At 40.3% G+C, this 25,001-nt stretch carries 24 protein-coding genes and 2 rRNA genes; 9 read left to right on the plus strand and 17 right to left on the minus strand.

The features are described 5' to 3' along the window. Nucleotides 1–74 precede the first annotated feature (74 nt). Nucleotides 75–986: a Gfo/Idh/MocA family protein gene (locus KQI58_RS08950; protein ID WP_216408394.1), complete on the minus strand. Its 912-nt coding sequence runs from the start codon at nucleotides 984–986 to the stop codon at nucleotides 75–77. A gap of 159 nt (nucleotides 987–1,145) precedes the next feature. On the opposite strand from KQI58_RS08950, the gene KQI58_RS08955 reads away from it, so the two are divergent. Both KQI58_RS08955 and KQI58_RS08960 read left to right on the plus strand, forming a co-directional pair. Continuing rightward, nucleotides 1,146–1,901 (plus strand): exodeoxyribonuclease III, encoded by a 756-nt coding sequence (locus KQI58_RS08955; RefSeq protein WP_216408396.1) that lies wholly within the window; start codon nucleotides 1,146–1,148, stop codon nucleotides 1,899–1,901. Between the two features lie 76 nt (nucleotides 1,902–1,977). Continuing rightward, nucleotides 1,978–2,511: a 3'-5' exonuclease gene (locus KQI58_RS08960; protein WP_216408398.1), complete on the plus strand. Its 534-nt coding sequence runs from the start codon at nucleotides 1,978–1,980 to the stop codon at nucleotides 2,509–2,511. Between the two features lie 34 nt (nucleotides 2,512–2,545). On the opposite strand, the gene KQI58_RS08965 is transcribed toward KQI58_RS08960, so the two are convergent. From KQI58_RS08965 to KQI58_RS09005, 9 genes are all read right to left on the minus strand, one after another. Next, a complete protein-coding gene (locus tag KQI58_RS08965) occupies nucleotides 2,546–3,067 on the minus strand; it encodes a GNAT family N-acetyltransferase (protein WP_216408400.1) in 522 nt (173 codons plus the stop codon). After that, complete coding sequence (gene tsaE / locus KQI58_RS08970; RefSeq protein ID WP_216408402.1) at nucleotides 3,064–3,531, minus strand: tRNA (adenosine(37)-N6)-threonylcarbamoyltransferase complex ATPase subunit type 1 TsaE; 468 nt, start codon at nucleotides 3,529–3,531, stop codon at nucleotides 3,064–3,066. Before tsaE ends, KQI58_RS08965 begins: the two co-directional genes overlap by 4 nt. A 155-nt stretch (nucleotides 3,532–3,686) precedes the next feature. Beyond that, nucleotides 3,687–4,145 carry a PTS sugar transporter subunit IIA gene (locus KQI58_RS08975; RefSeq protein ID WP_216408404.1) on the minus strand — a complete coding sequence of 153 codons (459 nt, stop codon included), beginning with the start codon at nucleotides 4,143–4,145 and terminating at the stop codon, nucleotides 3,687–3,689. A 2-nt stretch (nucleotides 4,146–4,147) separates the two neighbouring features. Then, nucleotides 4,148–4,600 (minus strand): hypothetical protein, encoded by a 453-nt coding sequence (locus KQI58_RS08980; protein WP_216408406.1) that lies wholly within the window; start codon nucleotides 4,598–4,600, stop codon nucleotides 4,148–4,150. Between the two features lie 37 nt (nucleotides 4,601–4,637). Further along, nucleotides 4,638–5,417: a MurR/RpiR family transcriptional regulator gene (locus KQI58_RS08985; RefSeq protein ID WP_216408408.1), complete on the minus strand. Its 780-nt coding sequence runs from the start codon at nucleotides 5,415–5,417 to the stop codon at nucleotides 4,638–4,640. A gap of 64 nt (nucleotides 5,418–5,481) precedes the next feature. After that, nucleotides 5,482–6,819, minus strand: coding sequence for a 6-phospho-alpha-glucosidase (locus KQI58_RS08990; RefSeq protein ID WP_216408448.1), 1,338 nt, complete (start codon nucleotides 6,817–6,819; stop codon nucleotides 5,482–5,484). Nucleotides 6,820–6,834: 15 nt separating this feature from the next. Next, complete coding sequence (locus KQI58_RS08995) at nucleotides 6,835–8,424, minus strand: alpha-glucoside-specific PTS transporter subunit IIBC (RefSeq protein WP_216408410.1); 1,590 nt, start codon at nucleotides 8,422–8,424, stop codon at nucleotides 6,835–6,837. A gap of 238 nt (nucleotides 8,425–8,662) precedes the next feature. Next, nucleotides 8,663–9,643, minus strand: coding sequence for a phosphate acetyltransferase (pta, locus tag KQI58_RS09000; protein WP_216408412.1), 981 nt, complete (start codon nucleotides 9,641–9,643; stop codon nucleotides 8,663–8,665). Between the two features lie 157 nt (nucleotides 9,644–9,800). Next, nucleotides 9,801–10,481, minus strand: a complete 681-nt coding sequence (locus KQI58_RS09005) for a uracil-DNA glycosylase (RefSeq protein WP_016181840.1) — start codon at nucleotides 10,479–10,481, stop codon at nucleotides 9,801–9,803. 185 nt (nucleotides 10,482–10,666) lie between these two features. Here KQI58_RS09005 and KQI58_RS09010 point away from each other — a divergent pair, with 185 nt between their 5' ends. Further along, nucleotides 10,667–11,530: a Cof-type HAD-IIB family hydrolase gene (locus KQI58_RS09010; RefSeq protein ID WP_216408414.1), complete on the plus strand. Its 864-nt coding sequence runs from the start codon at nucleotides 10,667–10,669 to the stop codon at nucleotides 11,528–11,530. 24 nt (nucleotides 11,531–11,554) lie between these two features. After that, nucleotides 11,555–12,079 carry an LURP-one-related/scramblase family protein gene (locus KQI58_RS09015; protein ID WP_216408416.1) on the plus strand — a complete coding sequence of 175 codons (525 nt, stop codon included), beginning with the start codon at nucleotides 11,555–11,557 and terminating at the stop codon, nucleotides 12,077–12,079. Between the two features lie 60 nt (nucleotides 12,080–12,139). Here KQI58_RS09015 and KQI58_RS09020 read toward each other — a convergent pair whose 3' ends face one another. Then, on the minus strand, nucleotides 12,140–12,733 hold the full coding sequence (locus tag KQI58_RS09020) for a GNAT family N-acetyltransferase (protein ID WP_216408418.1): 594 nt from the start codon (nucleotides 12,731–12,733) through the stop codon (nucleotides 12,140–12,142). 138 nt (nucleotides 12,734–12,871) lie between these two features. On the opposite strand from KQI58_RS09020, the gene KQI58_RS09025 reads away from it, so the two are divergent. Continuing rightward, a complete protein-coding gene (locus KQI58_RS09025) occupies nucleotides 12,872–13,939 on the plus strand; it encodes an endonuclease/exonuclease/phosphatase family protein (protein WP_216408420.1) in 1,068 nt (355 codons plus the stop codon). Nucleotides 13,940–14,303: 364 nt separating this feature from the next. Then, nucleotides 14,304–15,194 carry a GNAT family N-acetyltransferase gene (locus KQI58_RS09030; RefSeq protein WP_216408421.1) on the plus strand — a complete coding sequence of 297 codons (891 nt, stop codon included), beginning with the start codon at nucleotides 14,304–14,306 and terminating at the stop codon, nucleotides 15,192–15,194. A gap of 54 nt (nucleotides 15,195–15,248) precedes the next feature. Here the strand turns inward: KQI58_RS09030 and KQI58_RS09035 are convergent, their stop codons facing one another. Then, nucleotides 15,249–17,666 carry a hydroxymethylglutaryl-CoA reductase, degradative gene (locus KQI58_RS09035; protein ID WP_216408422.1) on the minus strand — a complete coding sequence of 806 codons (2,418 nt, stop codon included), beginning with the start codon at nucleotides 17,664–17,666 and terminating at the stop codon, nucleotides 15,249–15,251. A 231-nt stretch (nucleotides 17,667–17,897) separates the two neighbouring features. Here KQI58_RS09035 and KQI58_RS09040 point away from each other — a divergent pair, with 231 nt between their 5' ends. The 3 genes from KQI58_RS09040 to KQI58_RS09050 all read left to right on the plus strand — a co-directional run bounded on the left by KQI58_RS09040 (nucleotide 17,898) and on the right by KQI58_RS09050 (nucleotide 21,007). Next, nucleotides 17,898–19,049 (plus strand): hydroxymethylglutaryl-CoA synthase, encoded by a 1,152-nt coding sequence (locus tag KQI58_RS09040; protein WP_216408424.1) that lies wholly within the window; start codon nucleotides 17,898–17,900, stop codon nucleotides 19,047–19,049. Nucleotides 19,050–19,564: 515 nt separating this feature from the next. Next, the gene (gene nrdI / locus KQI58_RS09045; RefSeq protein ID WP_216408426.1) at nucleotides 19,565–20,014 is read left to right on the plus strand and encodes a class Ib ribonucleoside-diphosphate reductase assembly flavoprotein NrdI; all 450 of its coding nucleotides are present in this window, start codon (nucleotides 19,565–19,567) and stop codon (nucleotides 20,012–20,014) included. A gap of 87 nt (nucleotides 20,015–20,101) precedes the next feature. Next, nucleotides 20,102–21,007, plus strand: coding sequence for a lactate/malate family dehydrogenase (locus tag KQI58_RS09050; RefSeq protein ID WP_216408428.1), 906 nt, complete (start codon nucleotides 20,102–20,104; stop codon nucleotides 21,005–21,007). Between the two features lie 117 nt (nucleotides 21,008–21,124). Here the strand turns inward: KQI58_RS09050 and KQI58_RS09055 are convergent, their stop codons facing one another. The 5 genes from KQI58_RS09055 to KQI58_RS09075 all read right to left on the minus strand — a co-directional run. Continuing rightward, complete coding sequence (locus tag KQI58_RS09055) at nucleotides 21,125–21,685, minus strand: histidine phosphatase family protein (protein ID WP_216408430.1); 561 nt, start codon at nucleotides 21,683–21,685, stop codon at nucleotides 21,125–21,127. A 157-nt stretch (nucleotides 21,686–21,842) separates the two neighbouring features. Beyond that, entirely contained in the window at nucleotides 21,843–22,829 is a 987-nt protein-coding gene (locus KQI58_RS09060; protein WP_216408432.1) for an RnfABCDGE type electron transport complex subunit D, read from the minus strand. Nucleotides 22,830–22,831: 2 nt separating this feature from the next. Further along, nucleotides 22,832–24,145 carry an electron transport complex subunit RsxC gene (gene rsxC, locus KQI58_RS09065; protein WP_216408434.1) on the minus strand — a complete coding sequence of 438 codons (1,314 nt, stop codon included), beginning with the start codon at nucleotides 24,143–24,145 and terminating at the stop codon, nucleotides 22,832–22,834. Nucleotides 24,146–24,713: 568 nt separating this feature from the next. Further along, nucleotides 24,714–24,829: ribosomal RNA gene (rrf, locus tag KQI58_RS09070) — 5S ribosomal RNA — on the minus strand. A 73-nt stretch (nucleotides 24,830–24,902) separates the two neighbouring features. Continuing rightward, nucleotides 24,903–25,001: ribosomal RNA gene (locus tag KQI58_RS09075) — 23S ribosomal RNA — on the minus strand; the annotation flags it as partial.

Genomic DNA, 25,001 nt, shown 5'->3' on the forward strand with positions numbered 1-25,001 from the left:
TTTCTCGTTCATTACGGGTAAATTTTTCAAACATCTTTGCTATTTTAGCACGCGAGAAAAAAACTTACCACCCCTTATAGCTGATGACGAATGTGCTGCTGGAGCATTTTCTCACACAGCTCATGACTTAATGAAACATTTTCTTGGCGCAAATCAACAGCCTCGCCTTTTAATGCGGTAATAAAGCTGACAACTAACTGCTCAAATCCGCGTTTTTCTAACGTGGTCGTCCAATCCCCGAAACGTTGAACTTCTTCAACTGTTCCCTTTTTGATCGTCAAATCGGTCAATTGATTTAAAATCATCGTTTGTTCAGGCGAGCTGACTTGGTAACGCTCCATTTTCCCACCACTCATCAGGTCCATCGACAGAATACATTCTGTTGTAGCCGTTGAAAGCAGCAGTTGTGCATAGGTCATTTTCCCTTTTTCTTCACGGATTTTTGAATGCACCGCCATAATTTCATCATCCAGCAAATAAACAGCGGTATCCACTAAATGAATGAATAAGTCATAGATACCATATTGCATATTCATCGCATGATTCGGCTCATTTTTTTCCAAATGAATGACATGCTTTTTCGGAAGCTGCTTTAACTGATCCACCATCGGTGCAAAGCGACGATTAAAGCCCACCATAAACAACAGCTTGTTCTCCTTCGCCAGTTCCTGCAATTCACGTACTTCTTGTAGATTTTCACTAACAGGCTTATCAATAAATACTGAGACACCAGCCTCTAGGCATTTCTTGGCGATCTCAAAATGGACCTTTGTAGCTACATGGATGAAGCAGGTGTCGATTTTTTCAGCTAACAGTTCATCGATGGTTGCAACCGTGTTGGCGAAATTGTATTCGCGAGAAATCTTATCCCTGGTTTCATCGTTACGCGTCGCGAAAACGAATGTCGCTTCCTTGCGCATTTTTGCATAGGTTGGTAAATAAGCTTTTTGGGCGATTCCCCCAATGCCGATAACTCCGATTTTCATTTTTCATTCTCCTTCTTCTCTGTAAGTTTTTTACATCTCATTAAATATCTCTTATCTACAAAATTATGGATTGCCGATCTGGCATCCTTTGCTTTCTAACTAATTTTCGTTACAATGAGTCCATGAGTAATCACTAAATTTACTATGGAGGAATGTATTGTGAAATTAATTTCTTGGAACGTCAATGGCTTGCGAGCTGTGATGAAAAAGAACTTTATGGACGTCTTTAATGAATTAGACGCCGATTTTTTCTGTCTGCAGGAAACCAAACTGCAAGCTGGTCAAATCGAAATGGATCTGCCCGGCTATTATGAGTATTGGAATTATGCAGAGAAAAAGGGCTATTCAGGTACCGCCATTTTTACAAAACACGAACCTATGAACGTGACTTATGGGCTTGGCATTGAGGAGCACGATCAAGAAGGCCGCGTTATCACGCTGGAATATCCTGAATATTACGTGATCACCTGCTATACGCCTAATTCGCAAAATGAATTGAAGCGTCTGGATTACCGCATGACTTGGGAAGAAGCCTTCCTAAACTACCTAAATGCGTTAAAAGAAAAGAAACCGGTCATCTTCTGCGGTGATTTAAACGTCGCTCACGAAAACATCGACTTAAAAAATTGGAAAACCAATCAAAAAAATGCTGGGTTCACGCCACAAGAACGGGAAAAATTTAGTATCTTATTAGAGAACGGCTATATTGATACCTTCCGTCATTTCTATCCAGATCAAGAAGGCATTTACTCTTGGTGGAGCTATCGCTTCAATGCTCGTAAAAATAATGCTGGATGGCGGATTGATTACTTTGTCGTTTCTGATGACCTAAAAGAAAAACTGCAAGATGCTAAAATTCACACTGAGATTTTCGGCAGCGATCATTGCCCGGTAGAATTGGATATCAATCTTTAAAATGTTTGAAATTTTTACCGCAAGCCTTTCGCCGCTGAAAAAAATATGTTAAAACAATGGCGAAGAGGTGACCCTGTTGAATTTTATTGCAATGGACTTTGAAACAGCCAATTACCAAACCCATAGTGCTTGTTCATTAGCACTCGTAATGGTTAAAAACAGCCAAATCGTGGGTGAGTATTATTCCTTAATCAAACCAGAAACAGAATTCTTCTGGAAAAACATTCAGATCCATGGGATTCATCCAGAGGACGTGGAGGATGCACCAAAATTTCCTGAAGTATGGCAAGAAATCCAACACTACTATCAGGAGAATCGTTTGATTGTCGCTCACAATGCCGGCTTTGATACAAAGATATTAGCCGGTTGTCTGGATTATTATCATTTAGAGCAGCCTTCTTATTTGTCACTTTGTACTGTAAGAACCAGTCGCCGCCTATTTCCTGAAATGCGAAATCATCGACTGAACACTGTCTGTGAAGAATTAGCGATCCCACTAGAGCATCACCATGATGCCCTAGAAGACAGTCGAGCCTGTGCAAAAATATTGCTTTATCAAGAGGATCATTTTGGTGTAGATCCTTTGAAAAAATTAGTCTTACCAATGTAGGTCGACTGAAAGCGAAGCGCTCTGCTTCGCTTTTTTAATTGATCAATTTACTCATCAGCAAAACATCTAAAAATTCTCCCTGTGCATCTCGTGCCCCACGCTTCATTAACGCCTCTGTTTCAAATCCAAATTTTTGATACAAATGAATCGCCCGTTCATTGCGTTTCTGGACGGTTAGCTCCAATCGCCGCAACGGTGAAGCATTTTCGCTCCAGTAAATGACCTCATCTAATAAAGCAGAACCTAAACCAATCCCCCAGAATTCTTTTAACACACTGATACCAACCTCGCCAATATGCGCGACAGTGAATTCTGGTGCCGCCTTGACTGAAGCCATCCCAACGATCTTTTCATCTGCCAAAGCTAACAGTAATAAATTGTTCTCACTTTCGTATAAATCAGCCAATTGTAGGCTTAACATTTCTTCACTCAAGCCTAAACCAACTTCATCCATGATTAAAAAATCTGTCTCCTCGGCAATTTTCTGACTCACTTGCAATAAAGCTGCAGCGTCGTCCGGGATTGCTTCTCTTAGCGTGATCTCGACCTCACTCATTCCGCTTCCCACGCTTTCAAAATGCGACTCTGAAATTTTTCAGCCTGCATCCCCTTTGCATGCAACTCGACTTTACGCAGATTTTCATCCTGATCATCTTTAGATAAAATCAACTCCAAATAATCCTCCGGCATATACTCGCCTAATTGCTGGCCCCATTCGATTACGGAAAGACCGTCGCCTTCAAAATAATCATCTAAGCCTAAGTCATCCGCCCCAGCCTCAATGCGATAGACATCCATATGATAAAGCGGTATGCGTCCCTGCTGGTATTCCCGAATGATGGTGTAAGTCGGGCTCTTAATCATTTGATCAATTCCTAAACCCAAAGCAATTCCTTTTGTTAGCGTTGTCTTCCCCGCTCCTAGATCACCCGTTAATACTAAATTATCGCTAGGCTCTGCCACTGTGCCAATTATTTTTCCTAATTTTTCTGTTGCTGTTGTATCTACTAATGTTATCACGCTGTATCCCTCTTTTCTGCTACCAATTTAGTATAACGATTTACGCTTAGAGAGAAAAGAAAAAGATGCTTCCTTTTTCTGGACACAAAAAAGCAAGCATGATGATCTCTTCACCATACTTGCCCTTACTTAAAAATGCTCAAGCGATTTCTACATCAAATGATCTCATCACCAGCATTTACTGTTTTCGCCTCAATCGAATAGGTATCCGAACTGCCGGGAAACAACACCATGATCGTACTTTCTTTTCCTTGTTCTGCTAAATACGCGCGATCAACAATCGCCAGCTTCGTTTCAGGTGTTACTTTATTGGCTTCACCTACAAGTACATCGAAGCCTTCACCATTTAGCTCGACTGTATCGATGCCAATATGGATCAGAACCTCTTTTCCGTCACTCATTTCCAGACCAATCGCATGTTTAGTTGGAAAGACACTGGTTACTATTCCCGTAATAGGAGAAAAAATCTCATTTGATGCAGGTTCAATCGCAAAACCTGGTCCCATCATTCCTTGAGAAAAGACCGGATCACTTACCCCAGATAGCGGGATCAATTCGCCATCCACTGGACTGAAGATGCTGGCTTGGTTCTTCTTCTTAAAAATAGAAAACATTCTTATACCCCTTTCAACCGCGTAGCAATAACTATGACGATCACACTGATCAAACTTATAAATCCAATCGCAAAGCAGAAGATAAATTTCTCATTCCGTGAAGCAGTCTGTTTTTCAGCAAACATGTTTCTACTATAGAAATAGCATAAAGCCGCTCCAATGATATTTCCTGTCAAAATCTGTTGAAACAAGCTGAAGGTCAAAAAGCGTTTTTCAATCAACGACTTCTTTTCATTTTGAGCGCCAATCAGATAAAGACAAGCGGCCTGAAAAAGCATTAAAAAAGATAGCAGAAATGCTAGCATCAATCCCGGAATTTGAAGAATAAGCTGTTGAATCGTTACCTGCTGATTAAAGCTTACCAAAAATAAATAAAAATAAAAGAGCACCGGCAGCACAATCCAATAACCAAGTAACAGATTTCTTTTAACATTCATCGATTTAAGCGCTATCATTTAAGCTCTTCCTTTCATAACAAAAAGTAAATAAATCTTACGTTGTTGAATCAGTACTTTTATCAAGTGTGTAAATGCCATAAGAGCGAAGCAAGTAGTCCATTAAACAGCTTAGTCCAATCAAGGATTGTGATTGAAGTCTTCTTCTGCCAATAACGAAAAAGTCACAATAAAAATTCAAATGATGCGTACTGTGTCTAGCAAAATAGTTATCTCCGACTGCCGTAACCGCCAGTACTGGAATTTTCCGAACTTCAAATGCTGTTAGATTCTCTTTGATATCATCTGTTTCTCCACTTAAGGAAGCAATTACTACACAGTCATTTTGAGTAATCATCGGCATGACCATATCCAACTCTGTTTTGTTCGGCAAAACCAATGCACGTTTATCGACGTTTAATAACATTTTATAGAATTCATCGATAATGTTTTTTTGAGAAAAACCAGTTGCATAACAATAAATCGTTTGACTTTTGTCGAACATCTCATTGATTGGCTCCAAGTTCACTGATTGCATATACTCAAGCGTCTTTTTGATATCATCTAGTTGCTTCTCAAAAATATCCTTATCGCTAGTTTCTTGCTGCTGGCTAATTTTAGTGTGTCGCAGAAAATACTTTAATTCTGAATACCCTGAAAAACCAAGCTTTTTAGTTGTCCTTAACACAGAAGATTTGGAGGCATGAACCATTTCAGCAAGCTCCATGATTCCTAAAGACTGAACCTTATCAGGATTTGCAAGCATAAATTGTAAAATATCTTTATCCAGTTCACTTAGCTCATCTAAATGCTGGTGGATCAACTGTTCTAATGTCATAATTTTCCCCCTCCTACACTATTATACGTGATGGAGGAGGGAAAAATGATTTTTTTCTTATCAATTATTTTAATTCCGGCCAAAATTCTTTGTTCGCCTCAATCAAATCATCTAACAATTCTTTGGCAATCCGTGCATTCGGTACAATTCTAGATAATGCTAACGCTTGGTATAATTTTTGATAGGATTGTTCTGCCCAAGCTTCAACAACTAATTTTTCAACCGCTACTTGCTGCTCCATCAATCCTTTTTGGAAACGCGGAATTTTCCCTTGAGTTAATGGCTCTGGACCATTGCTACCCACCACACATGGAACTTCTACCATTGCTGTTTCGTCGAAGTTGACGATGGCACCTTCATTTGGCACGATCAGCAGCATTCTTTCGTGGGTGTTATAAGCAATCGCTCGTGCTAAATCAACAATATAGCTTGCGTGCTCGTCCACTTCTAATGATGTTCCTTCAGCCGTTCCTGCTTCTGCAATCCGGTCACATTCGCTAAATACATGCTGTTCACGTCCAGCCATGACTTCATTTGCCCGTGTATATTCTGGATTTGCATGAGCGACCTCATCTTGTGGATAGAAGTAATATTTTAAATACGTGTTTGGTAATGTATCTGGGTCCAATGCGTAAACTTCTTTTGCCTTGGCAAATGTATGCATCCAGCTAGCATCAGTATGTTGAGATTCTTCAATCTCTTCTGGTAATGAATAACCGTGATCTTTGACATGTGCTTTAATCTGTGGCATCAAATCATTGCCTTCCTTATCACGGATATCTGTCCACCAGCCAAAATGATTCAATCCGTAATAACGAACAACCATTTCTTTCCGTGATTTCAAACCAATTGAATGAGCCATCCGTTCCTCGATTCCTACTGGCATATCGCAAATATTGATGATTTTTGACTCTGGTCTTAGTTTTCTGGTTGCCTCAGCTACAATGGCCGCAGGATTTGAATAGTTCAACATCCATGCATTCGGTGAATATTTTTCCATGTAATCTACTAATTCTAATACGCCGCCAATTGAACGCATCCCATAAGCGATTCCACCAGGTCCGCAGGTTTCCTGACCTACCACTCCATATTTTAATGGGATTTTTTCATCCTGTTCACGCATTGCGTACAATCCGACACGAATATGTGCCATCACAAAATCGACATCCGTAAAGGCTGTTTCTGGATCAGTCGTAGCTACAAACTCTATTTCTGGCGCACGTTCCTTCAACAGGATTTCACAGGCGCTTGCAACATGGTTCTGGCGCTCCTCTAGGTTATCGTAAAACTTGATTTGTCTGATTGGGAACTTGTCCAAGTTATCTAGTAGCATCAATACGATCCCCGGCGTAAATGTGCTTCCTCCGCCTGCAATAACAATTGAAAATTTCTTCATCTTAATTCTCCCCTTTAATTTCTAATTTTCGACATTCATCAGTGTTTCAAACTGTTCTCTCACTTGCGGCACGTCGAGACCAACAATCACTTGGAACGCATTACCATTCCTGACCACTCCATGGGCTCCACCAGATCGAAAAACATCATCTGGCTGAACAAGCGCTTCATCTTTGACCGTAATTCTTAAGCGAGTGGCACAATTATTAACCTTTTCAATATTCTCAGCGCCCCCAAAGCCATCTAAATAAACAGCTGCTTGTTCCGTATATTGATTCGCACCTTCCATTACTGGCACGTTACCACCTTGTTTGACTTTATAATCTTTTTTCGAATATAGCTTAATATCTTGCGAATTTTCCTCCCGCCCTGGTGTTGCCAAATTAAACTTCAGTATCAAAAAGCGGAACACGAAGAAATAAATCACGATAAAGGCAAGTCCAATAATCAATTGGGTGACTATCATACTTTTATGGTTTTGGAACAATGGAATCCAAACCTTCGCCAATAGATCGATTAGACCTCCACCCATATCCCCTACGACTCCAAAACCATACATCGTTGCAGCCATTGTCGCCGCTAAAAGAGCATGTACAGCAAATAGTGGCGGTGAGACAAATAGGAAGGTGAATTCTAATGGTTCAGTAATTCCTGCCAAGACTGCTGTTAAAGTTGCTGGAATCAGAATTGCCAGCACTTTTTTTCTATTTTCAGGCTTCGCTGTAAAGTAGAAGGCGGCGGCAATCCCAGGCGATGCAAAGATTTTTGAGTTCCCATGTAAGGCAAAACCACCTTCTGGGAATAATTGTTTCAACGGTGTCGTTGTTTGTGCGAATTCCTGTAAATGTCCCATCCAATATTTGGTAATTCCATCTTCGACAACAGCCGGACCATAAACAAAGGGAGTATAGATAAAATGATGCAGTCCTGTTGGTATCAAGATTCGTTCCAAGAAAGTATAAAGCCAAACTCCGAAGATCCCTGCACTTGCCAGAAAGCCTTGTAGTGAGCCGATCCCTTGCTGAACCTTTGGCCAGATCAAGCAAATTAAAAAGGCAATCGGCAGCATTGCGAAGAAACCCAAGATAACAATGAATGACGACCCTTGAAAGATTCCTAAGAAGTCAGGCAGTTTCTTTTCGAAATAACGATTGTGCAGAAAAATAACAATTGCTGAAATAAAGATTGCTCCAATAATGCCGGTATCTAGTGTCTTGATTCCACCGATTAATTTAAGTCCGCTTTCTCCCCCAGGTTCAGCGGCAAAGTTTACACCGAAAAATTTGCCAAAATATTCAAGCATGGATGAAATAAAATAGTTGCAAGTTGTATAAACAACAAACGCTTCCATCGCTGCTCGTGCATTCGCTTTTTTGGCTAACCCGATCGACAAGCCGATAACGAACAACAATTCCATTTGATTGAAAACTGTCCACGCACCATTTTCTACAATACTCCAAATGGAATACCACGTCGTTCCTTCACTTGCGATGTTGCCTACAAGCATTGGATTTTTGAAAATGATACAAAGTGCGACCATTATCCCCGAGAACGAAAATAGTAGGACCGGGGTAAACATCGCCCCCCCAAAGCGCTGAATCTTTTCCATCATGACAAAAACACATCTCCTTCCAATAAATTCTTTTTCCTGTTTACACGTCTGACTATACAGACAGTAAAAAGCGTTTACAATACTATGGGAAAACACTGGGAATAATGTTCCATGATTGAACTTAAGTGTCTAACGCTGGGAAATTTCCCAACGATCTCTCAAAAAGAGCAAAAAAAGCGAAAATTCGTATGATACACGAATTCTCGCTTTTTATCTTAATTAATCTAAATGAAATAATTTAGCTCATCAATGATTGTGCTGCTGTAATAATAGAAAGTTTATAAACATCCTCTTCGTTACAGCCGCGTGATAAGTCAGAAACTGGCTTGTTCAAGCCTTGTAATACCGGACCAATCGCTTCGAAACCACCAAAACGTTGGGCGATCTTGTAGCCAATATTTCCTGATTGTAATTCAGGGAAGACAAAAACAGTCGCTTGTCCAGCTACTTGAGAATCAGGGGCTTTCAATTGTGCGACACCTGGAATATAAGCAGCATCAAATTGTAATTCACCATCTATCAAATAGTCTGGTGCCAATTCTTGAGCAATCTTCGTAGCTTCTGCAACTTTTTCAACCTCAGGAGATTTAGCAGACCCTTTTGTTGAGAAGCTCATCATCGCAACTTTAGGCTCGATATCGAATAGTTCAGCTGTTTTAGCAGATTCGACAGCGATTTCAGCCAGTTCTTGAGCAGTCGGATTTACATTGATGGCACAATCAGAGAACAGATATTTCTCTTGGTCACGTCCACGAACCATCAAGAATGCTCCACTTGTACGGCTAACGCCTGGTTTTGTTTTAATGATTTGTAGCGCTGGGCGTACAGTATCACCCGTTGAATGAATCGCTCCGGAAACCATTCCTTCAGTGATTCCCATATAAGTCAACATTGTACCAAAGTAGTTTTCATCTTTAAGAATTTTTTCTGCGTCTTCTTTGCTGACTTTTCCTTTACGACGTTCAACAAACGCTTCAACCATTTCATCCCAGCGATCAAAGTGATCAGGGTCAATGATCGTGAAGTTCTCTAAAGCGATTCCACGAGCACCCGCAGCTTTTTCGATTTCAGCTAAATTCCCAATCAAAATCGGTTCAATTAATTCTTCAGCTTTCAAACGAGATGCAGCACCAAGAATACGTGCGTCCGTTGCTTCAGGAAATGCCACTTTAATGTTGCGACGAATAATCTTAAATTTCAAACTATCAAATAGATCCACGATAAAACCTCCAGATATTTATTTCCTTCTAATCATACAACACTTCACATGAAAAGAAAAGGACAGAATAAAACCTCTGTACTACTCATTAGAATCTAGTAAACATGAATTAAGAGGTTTTTCACAAACTGTCTCTATAACAGAAACCGTTGTCATACTACACTGTTTCAGGCAGCTGCCAATCGATTGGTGATTCGCCCCACTCTTTTAGGATTTGGTTTGTTTTGGAAAATGGTTTTGATCCAAAGAAGCCTCGATGAGCGGATAAAGGAGACGGATGAACAGACTTTATGATCGCATGCTTATTGGTATCAATCATTTTGATCTTTTCTTGAGCGGGCTTGCCCCATAGAATGAAGACGATTGGCTTTTCTCGCTCATTTAAGCGTTGGATAATTGCATCAGTCAATTGTTCCCAACCTTGACCGCGATGTGAATAGGCTTGCCCTTCGCGTACAGTCAGCACCGTGTTGAGCATCAGAACCCCTTGCTTGGCCCAGCTTACGAGATTGCCATGCTGAACTGGCGGAATCCCTAAATCATTTTGCAATTCTTGATAAATATTTCGTAGTGAAGGTGGTATTTTTACTCCCGGCTGTACGGAAAAGGATAAGCCGTGCGCTTGATTTACGCCATGATAAGGATCTTGTCCTAAGATTACAACTTCGACTTTGCTGTAAGGCGTCAATTCCAACGCTTCAAAGATATGATACATATCTGGATGAATTCTTTGAGTGCTGTATTCCTGCTTCAAGAATTCTCGCAGTTTCAAATAGTACGGCGCTTGAAATTGATCTGCTAAAACCGTCTGCCAATCATTATGGATAATTTCTTTCATGCTCTACACTCCTACTTCTATTCTTAGTAAAAACTCTCCATTTTACATGGAACGAACTAGCCTATGCGTCAAGAAGACCATTTACTACCCAAATAATTCTTTTTAAAGAATTCTCTCGACATGGCTATCCTCTTTAGGATTATGGTACACTATCGGTGTATGACAGGAAAGCTAGGTGAATAATTTTGATAAAACTCATTGCCTCTGATATGGACGGTACACTGTTAAACGATCAAATGCAAGTCCCAACAGCAAATATCGCAGCCATTCAGAAAGCTCAAGCACAAGGAATTGAATTTATTACAGCGACCGGACGCGGAATGAGCCACGCCAAAATCTCTTTGGATGAAGCGGACATTCACGTACCGATGATTTTATTAAACGGCGCTCATGTGGTGAACGCCAAACGCGAAACCATTTTTACCATTCCGATCGGCAAGGAAAAGACATTTGAAGTGATGGATGCCATTGAAGAAGCTGGCCTTTATTATGAAATTTTTACCGCCGAACATGTCTATTCTTCAAATCAACCGAAGCGGATTGAATTTTTCTCAGAGCATATCATTGATAAAATACCTGGTATTTCTAAAAAAATGGCCATTGCTGCCTCTTCGCGACATTTATCACTTACACCGATCACTTTTGTTGAAGATATGCGACAAACGCTGATCGATAAAGAGGAAGATGTTCTGAAAATTATCGCATTTGATAAGAATGGTCCAGAACAGCTTAAAGCGGTAACGGGAGAATTAGAAAAAATCGGGGACCTCGCTATTGCAGCCTCTGAACTGACAAACATCGAGATCAACCACGTTAACGCACAAAAAGGAATCGCCTTGAAGCAGTTTGCTGAAGAACGCGGCTTTACTGCAGATGAGGTCATGGCTCTTGGTGATAACTTTAATGACGTTAGTATGCTGACATACGCTGGTACGAGTGTTGCGATGGGAAATGCGGCAGAGGCTATCAAGAAAATCGCAAAGCATGTAACTGACACAAACGAAGAAAACGGAGTAGCAACGGCAATCGATCGAATCCTTTCTGAATAATAAAAATCAAAAGGTGTGAGCAACATGACTGAATTTTTTATTCAAGAAAAACAATTAAGTTCCACGACACGAACGATCGTCAAAGACAACAAAGGGGTTCCACTTTATTTAATGGTAGGACATTGGGGGCGCAAAGGAAACGTGCTCTCACTCTACGCAATGGACGGTCAGATCGTAGCATATATCAAACAGGCCAGCGTGATTTTCGGGCGCAAGTTTGAGATTTACTGTGACCATACAAAAGTTGGCGTGCTTCACAAAATCTTCCATTGGCCCGGAGATTTTTATTACATACAGCAGCTTCATTGGGCCGTCTATGGCGATATCTATAACCATAAATATAAAATCAATCACTTCAACCAGCCAATCATGACGATGGATAAAGCCACCTTATTGACCGGTGATTACTATGTCTTAGATGTCACAGATCCGGCTGATGCGCCAGTCTGTATTTGTGTGGCAGCCATCATGGACTATTGGTTGTATAATCGTAATAGAAATAAAGAACCAGAAACTTTGTTAGAAGTAACCTTCTCTCAAAATTGTTAAAACGGCTAATATGTTTACTACGCAAAGTAAACGTATCAGCCGTTTTCTTATCTTACATGCTTATTTGTGACGCTTGATGCGATCAAAGCCTTTAACCTCTCGTTGCATATGGTCGTATAAATGACCGCTAATCACAATTTCTCCAACGTCTTTGAAGCCATCACGTAAATATAAACGTTTAGCATTTGGATTAGCCTTGTCGACATTTAGTCCGATAACTTTTTCGCCCTCATGGGTCGCTAGCCGATCTACTGCTGTTAATAATCTCGAACCAATTCCCTGTCCACGAAATTTTTCATCCACTGCGATTGAATCCAAATACCATTCACCTGGAAAAGCTTCAGGATCAATAAACATCTTGACCTCATCGGTAATTCCTTGCGAACGCAAATAATTTTCTAAAGGCAAATCGATAATCTCCTCTTTATTTGCAGGATAACCAAAAACAGCACCTGCGATTTCGCCATCAATTTCTTCAACTAGACCTCGAGCATAGCCGAAACGATAAGTCGGATCTTCAAAGCAGGCCGCGATAATCTCTAAAGCCTTCTCTTCACCAAACTCATCTAAAAAATCTAGCTCCATATCTTTTAAAATAACCAGTATTAATTTTGCAACTGCTGCACCATCTTCTTTTTTGGCAAATCGAATCATTTTAAAACCTCTCTTTTAATAACGTATATTCCCTATTTCTTAGTGTAACACGAGGGAATTTTTTTCGAAAGTCAGGAACTTTGTGAATAGTTAAAATTCTGCTATGATAAACTTGAAAAGAATACTAGGAGGCGCAACATGAAAAAAATAGGAAAGATTCTTTTAGGAATCATCGCAGCCATCATTGTGGTTCTAGGCGGTTATTTGATTTATTTATTCGCCAGCTATGACCGATTACCTGACAACCTTACTTTAAAACCTGACAATCAACACAATCAGGTTTTGGAAACTAATAAAACCTATCGGGCCATGAGTCATAATATTGGCTACGGAGCCTATCCCCCAAGCTATAGCTTCTTTATGGACGGTGGGAAATACTCACGAGCATATGATAAAAAAACGGTAGAAAAAAATATGCAGGGAATTGTCACCACGACAAAAGAATTAGAACCTACTTTTGCCTTTTATCAAGAAGTCGACCAAGATGGCGATCGTTCACAGCATGTAGACGAAGTGGCTTTTCTGAAAGACCATTTATCTGACTACAACAGCTTGTATGGACAAAATTACGACTCTTCATACTTGTTCTATCCCTTTACGGACCCAATCGGCCAAGCTAAATCAGGCCTTGTCACCCTGAGCAAAGCTGAGATCACCAGCAGTAAACGCTATTCTTTACCGATCGAAACAAATTTCAACAAATTTTTTGATTTGGATCGTGCCTTCACTGTCAGTCGTATTCCAGTCAAAGGTGGTCACGAATTTATTGCGATTAATACTCACTTGTCTGCTTTTACGAAGGATCGTTCTATTCAAGCGGCTCAATTGAAGAAAATTTTTGATGTCATGGAAAGCGAATATAAAAAAGGCAATTATGTGATGGTCGCCGGAGATTATAATCATGATGTGTTGGGAAACAGTCCAGACGTATTTGGTACAAGTAAAAAACGCGAAACCTGGACACATCCATTTCCAAAAGAAGATTTACCTGCGGGCTTTCACCTGCCTACTGGTAAGCTAGCAGAAGAGAAAACGCCCTCTGCTCGAGCATTAAACGAACCCTATAAACAGGGCAAGACCTACACGACTTTGATTGATGGGTTTCTTGTTTCAGATAATATCAATGTTGAAGCTGTTCACGTCAAGGATATGCAATTTAAATATTCTGATCATAATCCAGTATATTTAGATTTCACTTTTAAATGATTCATTTTTCTCGAATGATTAGTCCTGCTAAAAAGGCAAAATCTTCTAATTAAGAAGGTTTTGTCTTTTTCGTTTTACACACATGTAGGTTAGCTTTGGGGTTAACTTCAAGATAAATTGCGTTTTTTCACTCGCCTTGATAAAATGAAGGAAATTATAGAAAAGGACTAAGTGTAATGTGGAAGTTCACCTTCAATATACGCACCATTACTCTACTCCAAACAAGCAAACTACTGTAGATGAAACATTGTTTGGAGATACGATAAGAGTTGTTTCATCGCCCTAATTTAAACGCGGATTAACGCACGTTTATTTGTTGCGGCTTGAAACCTCTTTTTATAGACAAAATTGGAGGAAAAATAGAATGTTGACAATTAAACAAGTTGAACGAAAAAATAAAAACGAACTAGATACACTGATGGCCATTTGGGAATCAGCGGTTATTGCTACCCACACCTTTTTGACAAAGAATGATATTGAAGCCTTAAAGCCAGAGGTAAAAAAAGCATTTCAGCTGATTGATCAGCTTTATGGCTATTACGATCCTGAGCTTTTAGGATTTATCGGTGTCCAACAAGATAAGGTTGAAATGCTTTTCGTTGCAAACGAAGCTCGAGGAAACGGGATTGGAAAAAAATTACTGCAATTTGCGCTTGATTCGCTAAACATACACTATGTAGACGTGAATGAGCAGAATCAGCAGGCCTTCGGTTTTTATCAGCATATGGGCTTTCATGTCATCACTCGATCAGAACTAGATGAGCAAGGCAATCCATTCCCAATTTTGCATTTAAAAAAAATGCAGATTAAAGAAGTTGTCACGGATAAGAAAAACTATTTAGACTTGCTGCTTTTAGCTGATCCGCAGGAAGACATGATTGATCGTTACCTTGATGACGGCCGCATGTTTGTTTTATATGATGATGATGCTTTGAAGTGCGCAGCCGTTGTCACAGAGTTGAATAAGCAGGAATGTGAGCTGAAAAACATAGCGACTGTCCCAGCTGTACATGGACAAGGCTATGGCAGAGCCATGATCCAGTTTTTATTCCATGAATTTCTAGGTCATTATCAAACGATGTATGTCGGAACTGGTGATGAGCCTGGAATATTGGACTTTTATAAAAAAAGCGGATTCCGCGAATCGCATCGCGTGAAGAATTTTTTCACCGATAATTACCACGAACCAATCATTGATCAAGGAGTCCAATTGGTTGATATGGTTTACCTGCGGGCAGACGTCAATAACGAGTAACATAAAAAAAGTGATAAGATCAACTTCATGATCTTATCACTTTTCTTTATGAACTTATGCTTGCCGCAGCTGTTTGATAATTGTTTCCGCTGTCGAAAGATTCATTTGATCTGCTCGACGCAATTGGCTTGAAACCTGAGCGATCTCTTTTTCGGTCGCGCCAGCAGTGATGGCCAATGAGCGGCTCTGCATCGCCATGTGTCCTTTTTGAATGCCGTCTGTCACTAGTGCCCGAATGGCTGCCAAATTTTGCGCCAATCCAACAGCAACAATCATTTCGCCTAATTCAGCCGCCGTGGAAACTTCTAATAATTTCAAACTTAGCTGAGCCTTCGGTAAAACCTTCGTTGCCCCACCGACAATACCGACTTTCATTGGTAAGGTTAATTGTCCAACGAGTTTTTCTTCTTTTATGACCCAATCCGTCAAACCTTCATAACGTCCGTTTCGTGCAGCATAGGCGTGACAAGCTGCCGCCACCGCACGTGTATCATTGCCAGTAGCCAGTACGACCGCGTCAATCCCGTTCATAATCCCTTTGTTATGAGTTGCCGCACGGTATGGGTCCAGCTTGCTAAACTCACTTGCAGCAGCAATCTTTTCCGCGACTTCTGGCGTTAGCTGCGTCAGTGGAAGCTCGCATCGTGCCTCGATCAATGATTCAGTTGCATAGTTGCTTAAAATGCTGAACAAGATATCCGCCATTGGAATCAGTTGTCGCAGCTCTTGCGCGACTGCTTCCAGCATCGTATTCAAGATATTGGCGCCCATCGCATCTTTTGTATCGACAACTACATCGATCGAAATGTAGCCTTCTTCAAAGGTGCGTGCATGAATGGATTGCAATCCACCGCCACGCTGATAGATTGAAGGATAACTTTTCTCTGCTGCTGCAAAAAGAGCTTTTTTATTTTCGTTAATCGTTTTAATTACTGCATCGAAATCAGTGACCTTTCGTAAAACGATCTGTCCAACCATCCCTTGATTAATCACTCGCGTCTGAATCCCGCCCGCTTTTGCAATGATTTTCCCTGCATTGCTAGCTGCCGCAATCACGGAGGGTTCTTCGGTAGCCATTGGAATTAGTTTTTTTTTACCATTAATAACAAAATTTTGAGCAACACCTAAAGGAATCGAGCATTCACTGATTTGGTTTTCAATCAGATTGTTCGCGATTTTTTCTGGCAGCACCGTTTCAGTCGCTAATTGTGCCGCTTCTTTAGCTGATAACTTTTTTTCTTTCACCAGTTTAGCTAAACGTTCAGCTTGGGTCATCTGATAGAATTTTTTTTTTGCGATTTCTTGATCCTCTGCTTTGGTGATTAACAACGCTAGACCTAACCCGCCGCCAATACAAAGACTTGCTACACCACGCTGCTTCTCCTCTTGAATCAGCTCTGAAATTAGGGTGGTCACAATTCGCGTCCCACTGGCACCAATTGGGTGTCCTAAAGCGATTGCGCCGCCGTAACTGTTAATTTTTTGATCAGATAGTTTTAATTCTTTTTGCACTGCAACAGAAGCTGCCGCAAATGCTTCATTGATTTGGAAGGTATCAATTTCATCAATTGTACGATTCGCTTTTTTTAATAATTTATTAATTGCGGATACTGGAGCCATCCCCATAATACTTGGATCAATCCCCACTTCACTGTAGTTATTAATAACAGCCAGATAAGCTAGTCCATGTTCAATTGCATAGGATTTCGCTGCCAATACGACAGCTGACGCACCATCGTTTAGCGTTGAAGCGTTAGCCGCTGTGACGACCCCATTCTCCTTAAAAGCTGGTTTTAAGGAGCCAATTTTCTCCAAAGTTGAATCAAAGCGAATCCCTTCATCTTCCCACATGGTACTACCGTCTGATAGTGCAATCGGAACGATTTCTGATTCAAACTTGCCATCCTTACTGGCTTTCGCTGCCTTCATTTGCGAATCATAGGCATATTGATCCTGCATTTCACGGGTAACATGATAGTCTTCAGCCACCTTTTCTGCTGTCAACCCCATATGCTTTCCACTAAACGCATCTGTTAAACCATCATAAATCATACTTGATTTGGGCTCTTGCCATTCTTGCGTAGCGTAATCAAAGCTTGTAACCTTTGGAGCCTGAGACATATTCTCTGTTCCCCCAGCAATCACAACGTCCGCCTCGCCCAACAAAATCTGCTGCATCCCAAAAATGATCGATTTCATACCAGATCCGCACACTTCATTGATCGTAGTTGCCGGAACAGCATAGGGTATCCCTGCTTTAACTGCCGATTGCCGAGCCACGTTTTGACCATTGCCCGCCTGTAACACATTGCCCATAAATACCTGATCGATTTGATCTGCCTCGATCTCCGCACGTTTGATTGCTTCTTTCACCGCAATCGCACCGAGTTCAACAGCTGAAACAGTTGTTAATTTGCCTTTATATCTGCCAATTGGTGTTCGTACAGCGCTTAAAATAACTACTTCTTCCAAGGGTGCACCTCCAATGTTTTCATTAAAAATCAGAGGTAAGTATATCACAGATAGTTTTATAATTTCTTAAGATTCAAACTCAACTAATTATGACCTTTCTGTGATATATTTACCTTTGGAAGAAAAGATGTCTGTTCCACTTAATATTTTAGTAATTTAGTGGAAAGATATGTGTGGTTTATTCATTTTTATTAAGGAATGGATGAATCAATAAGAACTAGGAGGAGCAATATGAATATAGGGATTGATAAAATCAGTTTTCACGTACCAAATTATTATCTTGATATGACGGACTTAGCAAACGCTCGTGAGACTGACCCCAACAAATTTCACATTGGTCTTGGACAAGATCAGATGGCAATTATTCCCGAGACACAAGACATCGTCACTTTAGGGGCAAGTGCTGCTGCCAAAATTCTTACAGATGAGGACAAAAAGGACATCGACATGGTGATCGTCGGAACAGAATCAAGTACCGACTTCTCAAAATCTGCCGCGGTAATTATTCATGACCTGTTGAATATTCAACCATTCGCTCGTTCATTTGAAATAAAGCATGCTTGTTATGGCGGAACCGCCGCCCTGCAGCAGGCTCATGATTATGTTGCCCTACATCCCGATCGTAAAGTTTTAGTGATCGCTGCTGATATTGCAAAATATGGTTTAGCAACTGGTGGCGAACCTACACAAGGCTGTGGTGCTGTCGCTATGCTAATAACCAAGGAACCAGATTTATTAGCCTTCAATAACGATAGTGTCTTCTATTCAGAGGACGTTTATGATTTTTGGCGACCTGCAGGACATGATTATCCATTAGTCGATGGACACATGTCTAACCAAATCTATATTGATTCTTTTACTCGGATCTGGGAGCAAAATAAAAAAGTCAATCAAACCGATAGTACGGATTATGCCGCAATCACCTTCCATCTACCTTATACAAAGATGGGGCGTAAAGCTTTGCGGGCAATCTTTCCAGAAATGCCTGAATCAGAACAACAACGTTTAGAAGCTCGTTATGATGAAGCAGTGGTGTATAGCCGTACAGTCGGTAATCTCTACACCGGATCGTTATATCTAGGTTTGATATCCTTGTTAGATAATGGCAATCTAGCTGCCGGTGATCGAATCGGATTATTCAGCTATGGTTCTGGTGCCGTTAGCGAGTTCTTCTCAATGACATTGATGGATGGGTACAAAAATCATTTAACTAGCCAAGAGAACCAGGCATTGCTTTCCGAGCGTAAGCAACTATCAATCGATGACTATGAAAAAATGTTTAACGAAAAACTCCCAACTGATGGAGAAACGTATACCTTCTCTGATTCAACTGAGTTTGCCATTCATAAAATCAGTGGTGATATTCGTTATTACAATAAGTAGTGCTCAATAGGAAAAGGCCAGTCGACTGATCAGTCAACTGGCCTTTTTTAGGCACAAAAATAATCTAGCAGGTCTAATGGCTAAGTGTTTGTTCTTCATTCCAGTTTTCTGGAATATTTACACTCTTCTCTAGGTCTTAAACGTTTTTTATAATTGAATTTCGTTTAAGCCTCACCATTAAGTGAAGAAATGGTTCCACTGTCTACATTTCTTTTCCCCGCTAGATTAGAATAACTTGGTAAGGAGACTTCAAATCCCTACTTCCTTTCTGCCATTTTTGGCATTCTCTTTGAAATGAACACTGCTTCCGTCCATTCCTGTTGTATCATTTTACAACCTTAGGGACCTACCCCTTACATCTATATTTATACCATATTTTACACTTTTTTGCAACCGTTTACACTTTATCTACTTGTCCTTTTTCATGTTATAATCTTAACGTTAAGACTACAATTAAGACTCGGTTTTTTTCAAAATAAATCGGCGATTAACTAAATTAGGAGGAATCATTTTTTATGAATATATTATATATTTCTATCTCAGGAAATACCCGGGCATTTATTAAGCGTCTGGAGGCCTACGCAATAGAGCAGCATCAATTAGATCCACAAAATCCTTTAATCAGCTCAAAGGAAATTTCTGAAAATAGTCCTTTTGAAATTGAGTCAGCTCCCTTCTTTACCTTTGTCCCTACCTACTTAGAAGGAGGAAATGGCGTCGATAGCGGAGATACCGAGATTTTGACAGAAGTGATGCGCGAATACCTCGAATATGAAGATAATTTTAAACAATGTCTGGGAGTCGTCGGCAGCGGGAACAAAAATTTCAATTATCAATATTGCCTGACCGCAAAACAATATAGCGAAGCCTTCAATTTTCCATTCCTAGCAGATTACGAGCTACGTGGAACCTCTGCTGATTGTGAGCGTGTGTATCGTATTTTAAAAGAAAGCAGTTTAAATTAATCGTTTACTAATTATTCTATTGACTTTTTCTCATGTTAGAGGCATTCTTTTTAAAATAGATAAATCTATGAGAGAGGCGTGTTGCAATTGAGAAAAGTCGCAATTATTGGTGTAGGACATGTAGGAAGCACAACTGCTTACACTTTGATTTCAAAAAATATCGTCGATGAGCTCGTTCTTTTCGACTCGAAAGATACGATTCTAAAGGCTGAACTAAATGATCTGATGGATGGGCAAATGGAACAAACGAATCAAGTTCGGCTGATTGGTCCAGATATCGCTGAACTTGCCGATACAGATGTGATTATTTTTTCTGCTGGTGACATTTCGATTTTTGAAGGAAATCCTGATCGCTTTGCTGAACTGAATTTAACCAAAACAATCGTGGAAGAATGGGCACCAGTCATCAGAGATTCAGGTTTTAAGGGAATTATATTGAATATTACAAATCCTTGTGATGTCATTACCCAGTATTTGCAGGAATTGACAGGATTTCCTCAAGAGCGAGTTATTGGTACGGGGACTTCACTAGATACGGGCCGAATGAAGCATGCTGTCAGCAAAAGTATGAAGGTCCATCCTTCAGCTATTGACGGTTATGTCATTGGAGAGCATGGTGAAAGTCAATTTGTCGCGTGGTCTAGTGTCCGAATCGGCGGTGTTCCTATCAGCGAAACGTTGACTGCTGATAGGCTTGAAAGTTTGGATAATGCCGCTCGTGATGGTGGTTGGGTCACCTTTAGAGGAAAAGGCTATACTTCCTATGGTATTGCCATTCAAGCCGCACGGATTGCTGAAGCGATTTTAAACGACAATCAGCTTGTTGTACCAGTCAGTCATTATCACCAAGCTGAGAATTGCTACGCAGGCTCTCCTGCAAAGATCTCAAGACAAGGGATCAGTGAAAGCCTTCCATTAAAGCTTTCTGATGCAGAACAAGAAAAATGGCGTCAAACCATCCAGACGATTCATTCAATGCATGCAACGATCTAAAGAAAAATACTGTTGAGCAGCAACACTTGCTCATTGAAAAAACGAACGATTGTGAAACTATCAATATGATAGCCTCACAGTCGTTCGTCTTGTATTCTCTGTATAATCAAAAGTATTTCAGGCACTTTTGACAATCGAGAGAGCTTTCCTCCACTCAAACCCGATCAACTTAGCGTTAGGTGTGCGATAGTTAAAGACCTTTTCATTTTCTAATGGCTCAAAATAGTTCTTAATCGCACGAATCACCGAATTATGACAGACCAATAGATACGTATTCTCAGAATCTTGTTCTAATTCTGCTAATAATGGAACAATTCGAGCATAGACATCCATCAAAGATTCCCCATTGGGATAGCGTACAGCAAATTGAGTACGAATTTTTAAGTACCCATCCAGTTCATCACTCTTTCCATCATAGTCTCCATAATCCAGCTCGATCAACCGGTCATCGACACTCATGGGTAAATGATTGGCTTCACTCACTATTCGTGCTGTTTCTCCCGCACGTTTTAAGGGAGAATGGATGATTCTGGTAATAGGCGCGTCAAGGTTAGCCACTTCTTCTGCTAATAAAGCTGCTTGGTGATAACCTACCTCAGATAAAGCAACATCGCTTCGCCCTGAAATGATTCCTTTCTTGTTCCAATCTGTCTCCCCGTGTCTAGCTACATAAAGCAAATACAACAGTCCTCTCTATCAAAAGAATTGAAAATCCTACGAAAATGATCCTAGGATTTTCAAAATAAGCATTCATAAAAACGCTGGTAGTAGCCAGTTTCTTTACTACTTTATCATTAGAATGAAAGAACGTCTATATATTTACTGAAAATATCTGTTAGTTTTTCACTCCGTAAGCTCTTGGAATAATGAGGTGATCAATCAGTGGTACAAAACAATTCATAATTAATAAAATAAAGGTCATTCCCTCTGGTATGGAACTAAATGAACGCCAAGCCATTAGTAGTATGCCACAACAAATTCCATATATGATCTCACCTTTGGGCGTTGTAGGTGATGTACTATAATCTGTTGCCATGAAGAAAGCACCCAGCATAGTTGCGCCCCCAAAGATATGAGCAAAAACAATCGTCAGATCACCTTTCCCTAAAAATAGCGCAATAATAACTATTGTACTAAGCATACAAATCGGAATGTGCCAAGTAATTACTTTTTTATACAGCAGAAATATCCCTCCTAAAAAGAGAAGTATCGCCGTTGTTTCAGCATTTTTACCAGCAATCAATCCAGTCAAGCTATCTATCATCTGACCAGAGCTTAAACCTTCTCCCGCTTTGGCATTCATCAAAGGGGTCGCAGAAGAGACTATATCTAAACCATTTGGCGAGAAAAAGGGGTGAGGTTGTACATTGGCTGACATTTCCTTTACAAAGACCAATCTTAAAACAGCTCGCCCCGTTAAGGCAGGATTTAACAAATTCCTACCAATTCCTCCAAAAAGTTCTTTTGCGATAATAATTCCAATAACTCCTCCTAAAGCGGGATACCACAACGGAACACTAGCGGGCAAGCTCATTGCCAACAGAACGCCAGTTACAGCAGCCGAATAATCCTTAGGCAAGGTATTTTTACGAAATTTAAACCATAGAAATTCAGCAATCAGACACGTCCCAATAGCAATCACATATAGAAGTAACGAACGCAGTCCAAAAAAGATAATGGAAGCAATCACGCTAGGCAACAGAGCCAATAAAACCAATCGCATAATTCGATCAGTTTTTTCGTGAAACAACAAATGCGGCGAGGCTTCCATTAAAGGATAACGTGTACTGCGAAGCTGCTCAAACGAATTTCTATTCCCCATATCTACGCCTGCCTTTCTTTGAGTGCTTTTTGTCCGGCGACAATATGTTCAGCCAAATGTCGACGCGCCGGGCAAATATAGGTACAACACCCACAGTTAATACAGCTATCTACATAAAGCTTCTCCAAACGTTTCCAATTTTCCTTCAGATAGCTTTTTTCAAGCTGATGCGGCAAAAGACCGATTGGACAAACATCCACACACCTAGCGCACATGATACAAGGAGACGGTGTGCTATCTTTATCATGATGCTCATTAATCACAATTAACCCATTTGCTGATTTTGTTAAGGAAGCGGCCATCGTGTCCACTGTTTTCCCCATCATAAAGCCACCTGTGATAATCTTTGATGGCTGTCCATCAAAGCCTCCGCAAAAGGCAATCATATCCTCAATGGAAGTCCCTAACGGAAAATAGACATTTTTCTGCTTTTTGACATCACCTACGACCGAACAGATTCGATGACTCAAAGGAACTCCGGGATCAATCGCTTCATAAACCGCAACCGTCGTAGCTACGTTGATGATCAAATAGCCTAAGTCGCGTGTCGATCCATCCGCTGGAGCTTCCTTTCCTGTGATTGCTTTAAAAAGCATCTCAGTACTTCCTTGAGGATAAATTGAAGGAACCTCCACAACCGAAAGATTTGGGGTTGCATGACACAAATTCCTCATAGCTTCAATTGCTTCTTGCTTATCATCCTCAATTGCAATAATCCCTTCCTTTGCTGCTACAGCTTTCAATACTAATTCACAGCCCTTGATCAGCTTTTCCCCTTGAGTGGCCATTAATGCAGCATCAGACATTAATAAAGGCTCGCATTCAGCCCCATTAAAAATACAAGTATGAATCTCCTCTTTAGGATTTAATTTTACATGACTGGGAAAAGTCGCCCCGCCTAGGCCAACCACCCCAGCAACTTCAACACGCTCGACAATCATTTCCGGCGTCAATACATCAATTGTTTCGTGGTGTATTTCTTGAAGTTCGTCTCTAAAATCATTTTCAATGATTACGCAGGTCATCTCATCTCCCTGCCCCTGATCGATCTCTTTTATTCCGATAATCTTCCCAGAAATACTTGAATGAACATTTGCTCCCAATCCCTCATCCATTTTTGCAATTGTCTGCCCTAAAAATACCTTTTCTCCCACGGAAACAATAACCTCCGCGGGCTCACCAATGTGCTGCTGAACAGGAATATAAACCTTTTTAGGATGTATGTTCTCGACATTTTTATAATTATCGATGCCTCTTAAATGCAAGGCTTTATCCTGGTGTAGATCGATTCCACCTTTAAATGCTCGCTTACTCATCACATTCCTCCAATAATATTCATAATTTTAGTATAACATGAACATTTTTCAACTAAAAATAATACCCTGTTATACAGACATTGAAAGCGAATAATAAAAAAAGTTACTACAATGTTTTGATAAATCCTAGAAATTACAAATAAAGACTAATCTCTTTTTATCACCTCCACCAGTAAAAGTAAGAACAAAAAGTATTGCGAATAAAAAGGCCTGTATTTAATCGAACTGCTAAAAATGATATATAAACCAACGGACTTTTGAATTCCATTTTTTCTTAAGTCTTAAAATTCTATAGTGATAAAACTCTCAATTTATGACATAGACTGAATAATAGATTCATGTTTTCATTTAGGGAAGGGCTTCGAGTAATCTAGGAATTTTAGAATGGCATTATGCTTTACAACCAAGTGAATTTAAGAATAATTGAACGAAGAAATAGACGATCATTAAAATGGATCAAGAGGAAATCAAGGAAAGGGTCCTATGGGAAATACTACATAAACTCTGTGTTAAATAGGAAAATGACATGACACAAAAAAAGACTATCCTAATAAGAATAGTCCTAACTGCGCGGCGACGTCCTAATCTCACAAGGGGCAACCCCTCACTACAATCGGCGCTAAGAAGCTTAACTTCTGTGTTCGACATGGGAACAGGTGTATCCTTCTCGCTATCGCCACCACACTAGTATTCAATTGAGTAAACGTCGTTCACTCAAAACTGGATCAGAAACATTTTAACAACCGTGAATCAATTTTTGGTTAAGTCCTCGATCGATTAGTATCAGTCCGCTCCGTACATCACTGCACTTCCACTCCTGACCTATCTACCTGATCATCTCTCAGGGATCTTACTT

It is taken from the genome of Enterococcus raffinosus (assembly GCF_018917525.1).
Classification (GTDB): domain Bacteria; phylum Bacillota; class Bacilli; order Lactobacillales; family Enterococcaceae; genus Enterococcus_A; species Enterococcus_A raffinosus_A.

What these genes read in the sequence shown, in the direction of transcription:
- KQI58_RS08950 (WP_216408394.1), bottom strand. Translation starts at nt 986, where the DNA reads ATGAAAATCGGAGTTATCGGCATTGGGGGAATCGCCCAAAAAGCTTAT.
- KQI58_RS08965 (WP_216408400.1), bottom strand. Translation starts at nt 3,067, where the DNA reads ATGAGTGAGGTCGAGATCACGCTAAGAGAAGCAATCCCGGACGACGCT.
- KQI58_RS08975 (WP_216408404.1), bottom strand. Translation starts at nt 4,145, where the DNA reads ATGTTTTCTATTTTTAAGAAGAAGAACCAAGCCAGCATCTTCAGTCCA.
- KQI58_RS08980 (WP_216408406.1), bottom strand. Translation starts at nt 4,600, where the DNA reads ATGATAGCGCTTAAATCGATGAATGTTAAAAGAAATCTGTTACTTGGT.
- KQI58_RS08985 (WP_216408408.1), bottom strand. Translation starts at nt 5,417, where the DNA reads ATGACATTAGAACAGTTGATCCACCAGCATTTAGATGAGCTAAGTGAA.
- KQI58_RS08995 (WP_216408410.1), bottom strand. Translation starts at nt 8,424, where the DNA reads ATGATGGAAAAGATTCAGCGCTTTGGGGGGGCGATGTTTACCCCGGTC.
- KQI58_RS09005 (WP_016181840.1), bottom strand. Translation starts at nt 10,481, where the DNA reads ATGAAAGAAATTATCCATAATGATTGGCAGACGGTTTTAGCAGATCAA.
- KQI58_RS09015 (WP_216408416.1), top strand. Translation starts at nt 11,555, where the DNA reads ATGACTGAATTTTTTATTCAAGAAAAACAATTAAGTTCCACGACACGA.
- KQI58_RS09020 (WP_216408418.1), bottom strand. Translation starts at nt 12,733, where the DNA reads ATGATTCGATTTGCCAAAAAAGAAGATGGTGCAGCAGTTGCAAAATTA.
- KQI58_RS09025 (WP_216408420.1), top strand. Translation starts at nt 12,872, where the DNA reads ATGAAAAAAATAGGAAAGATTCTTTTAGGAATCATCGCAGCCATCATT.
- KQI58_RS09030 (WP_216408421.1), top strand. Translation starts at nt 14,304, where the DNA reads ATGTTGACAATTAAACAAGTTGAACGAAAAAATAAAAACGAACTAGAT.
- KQI58_RS09040 (WP_216408424.1), top strand. Translation starts at nt 17,898, where the DNA reads ATGAATATAGGGATTGATAAAATCAGTTTTCACGTACCAAATTATTAT.
- nrdI (WP_216408426.1), top strand. Translation starts at nt 19,565, where the DNA reads ATGAATATATTATATATTTCTATCTCAGGAAATACCCGGGCATTTATT.
- KQI58_RS09060 (WP_216408432.1), bottom strand. Translation starts at nt 22,829, where the DNA reads ATGGGGAATAGAAATTCGTTTGAGCAGCTTCGCAGTACACGTTATCCT.
- rsxC (WP_216408434.1), bottom strand. Translation starts at nt 24,145, where the DNA reads ATGAGTAAGCGAGCATTTAAAGGTGGAATCGATCTACACCAGGATAAA.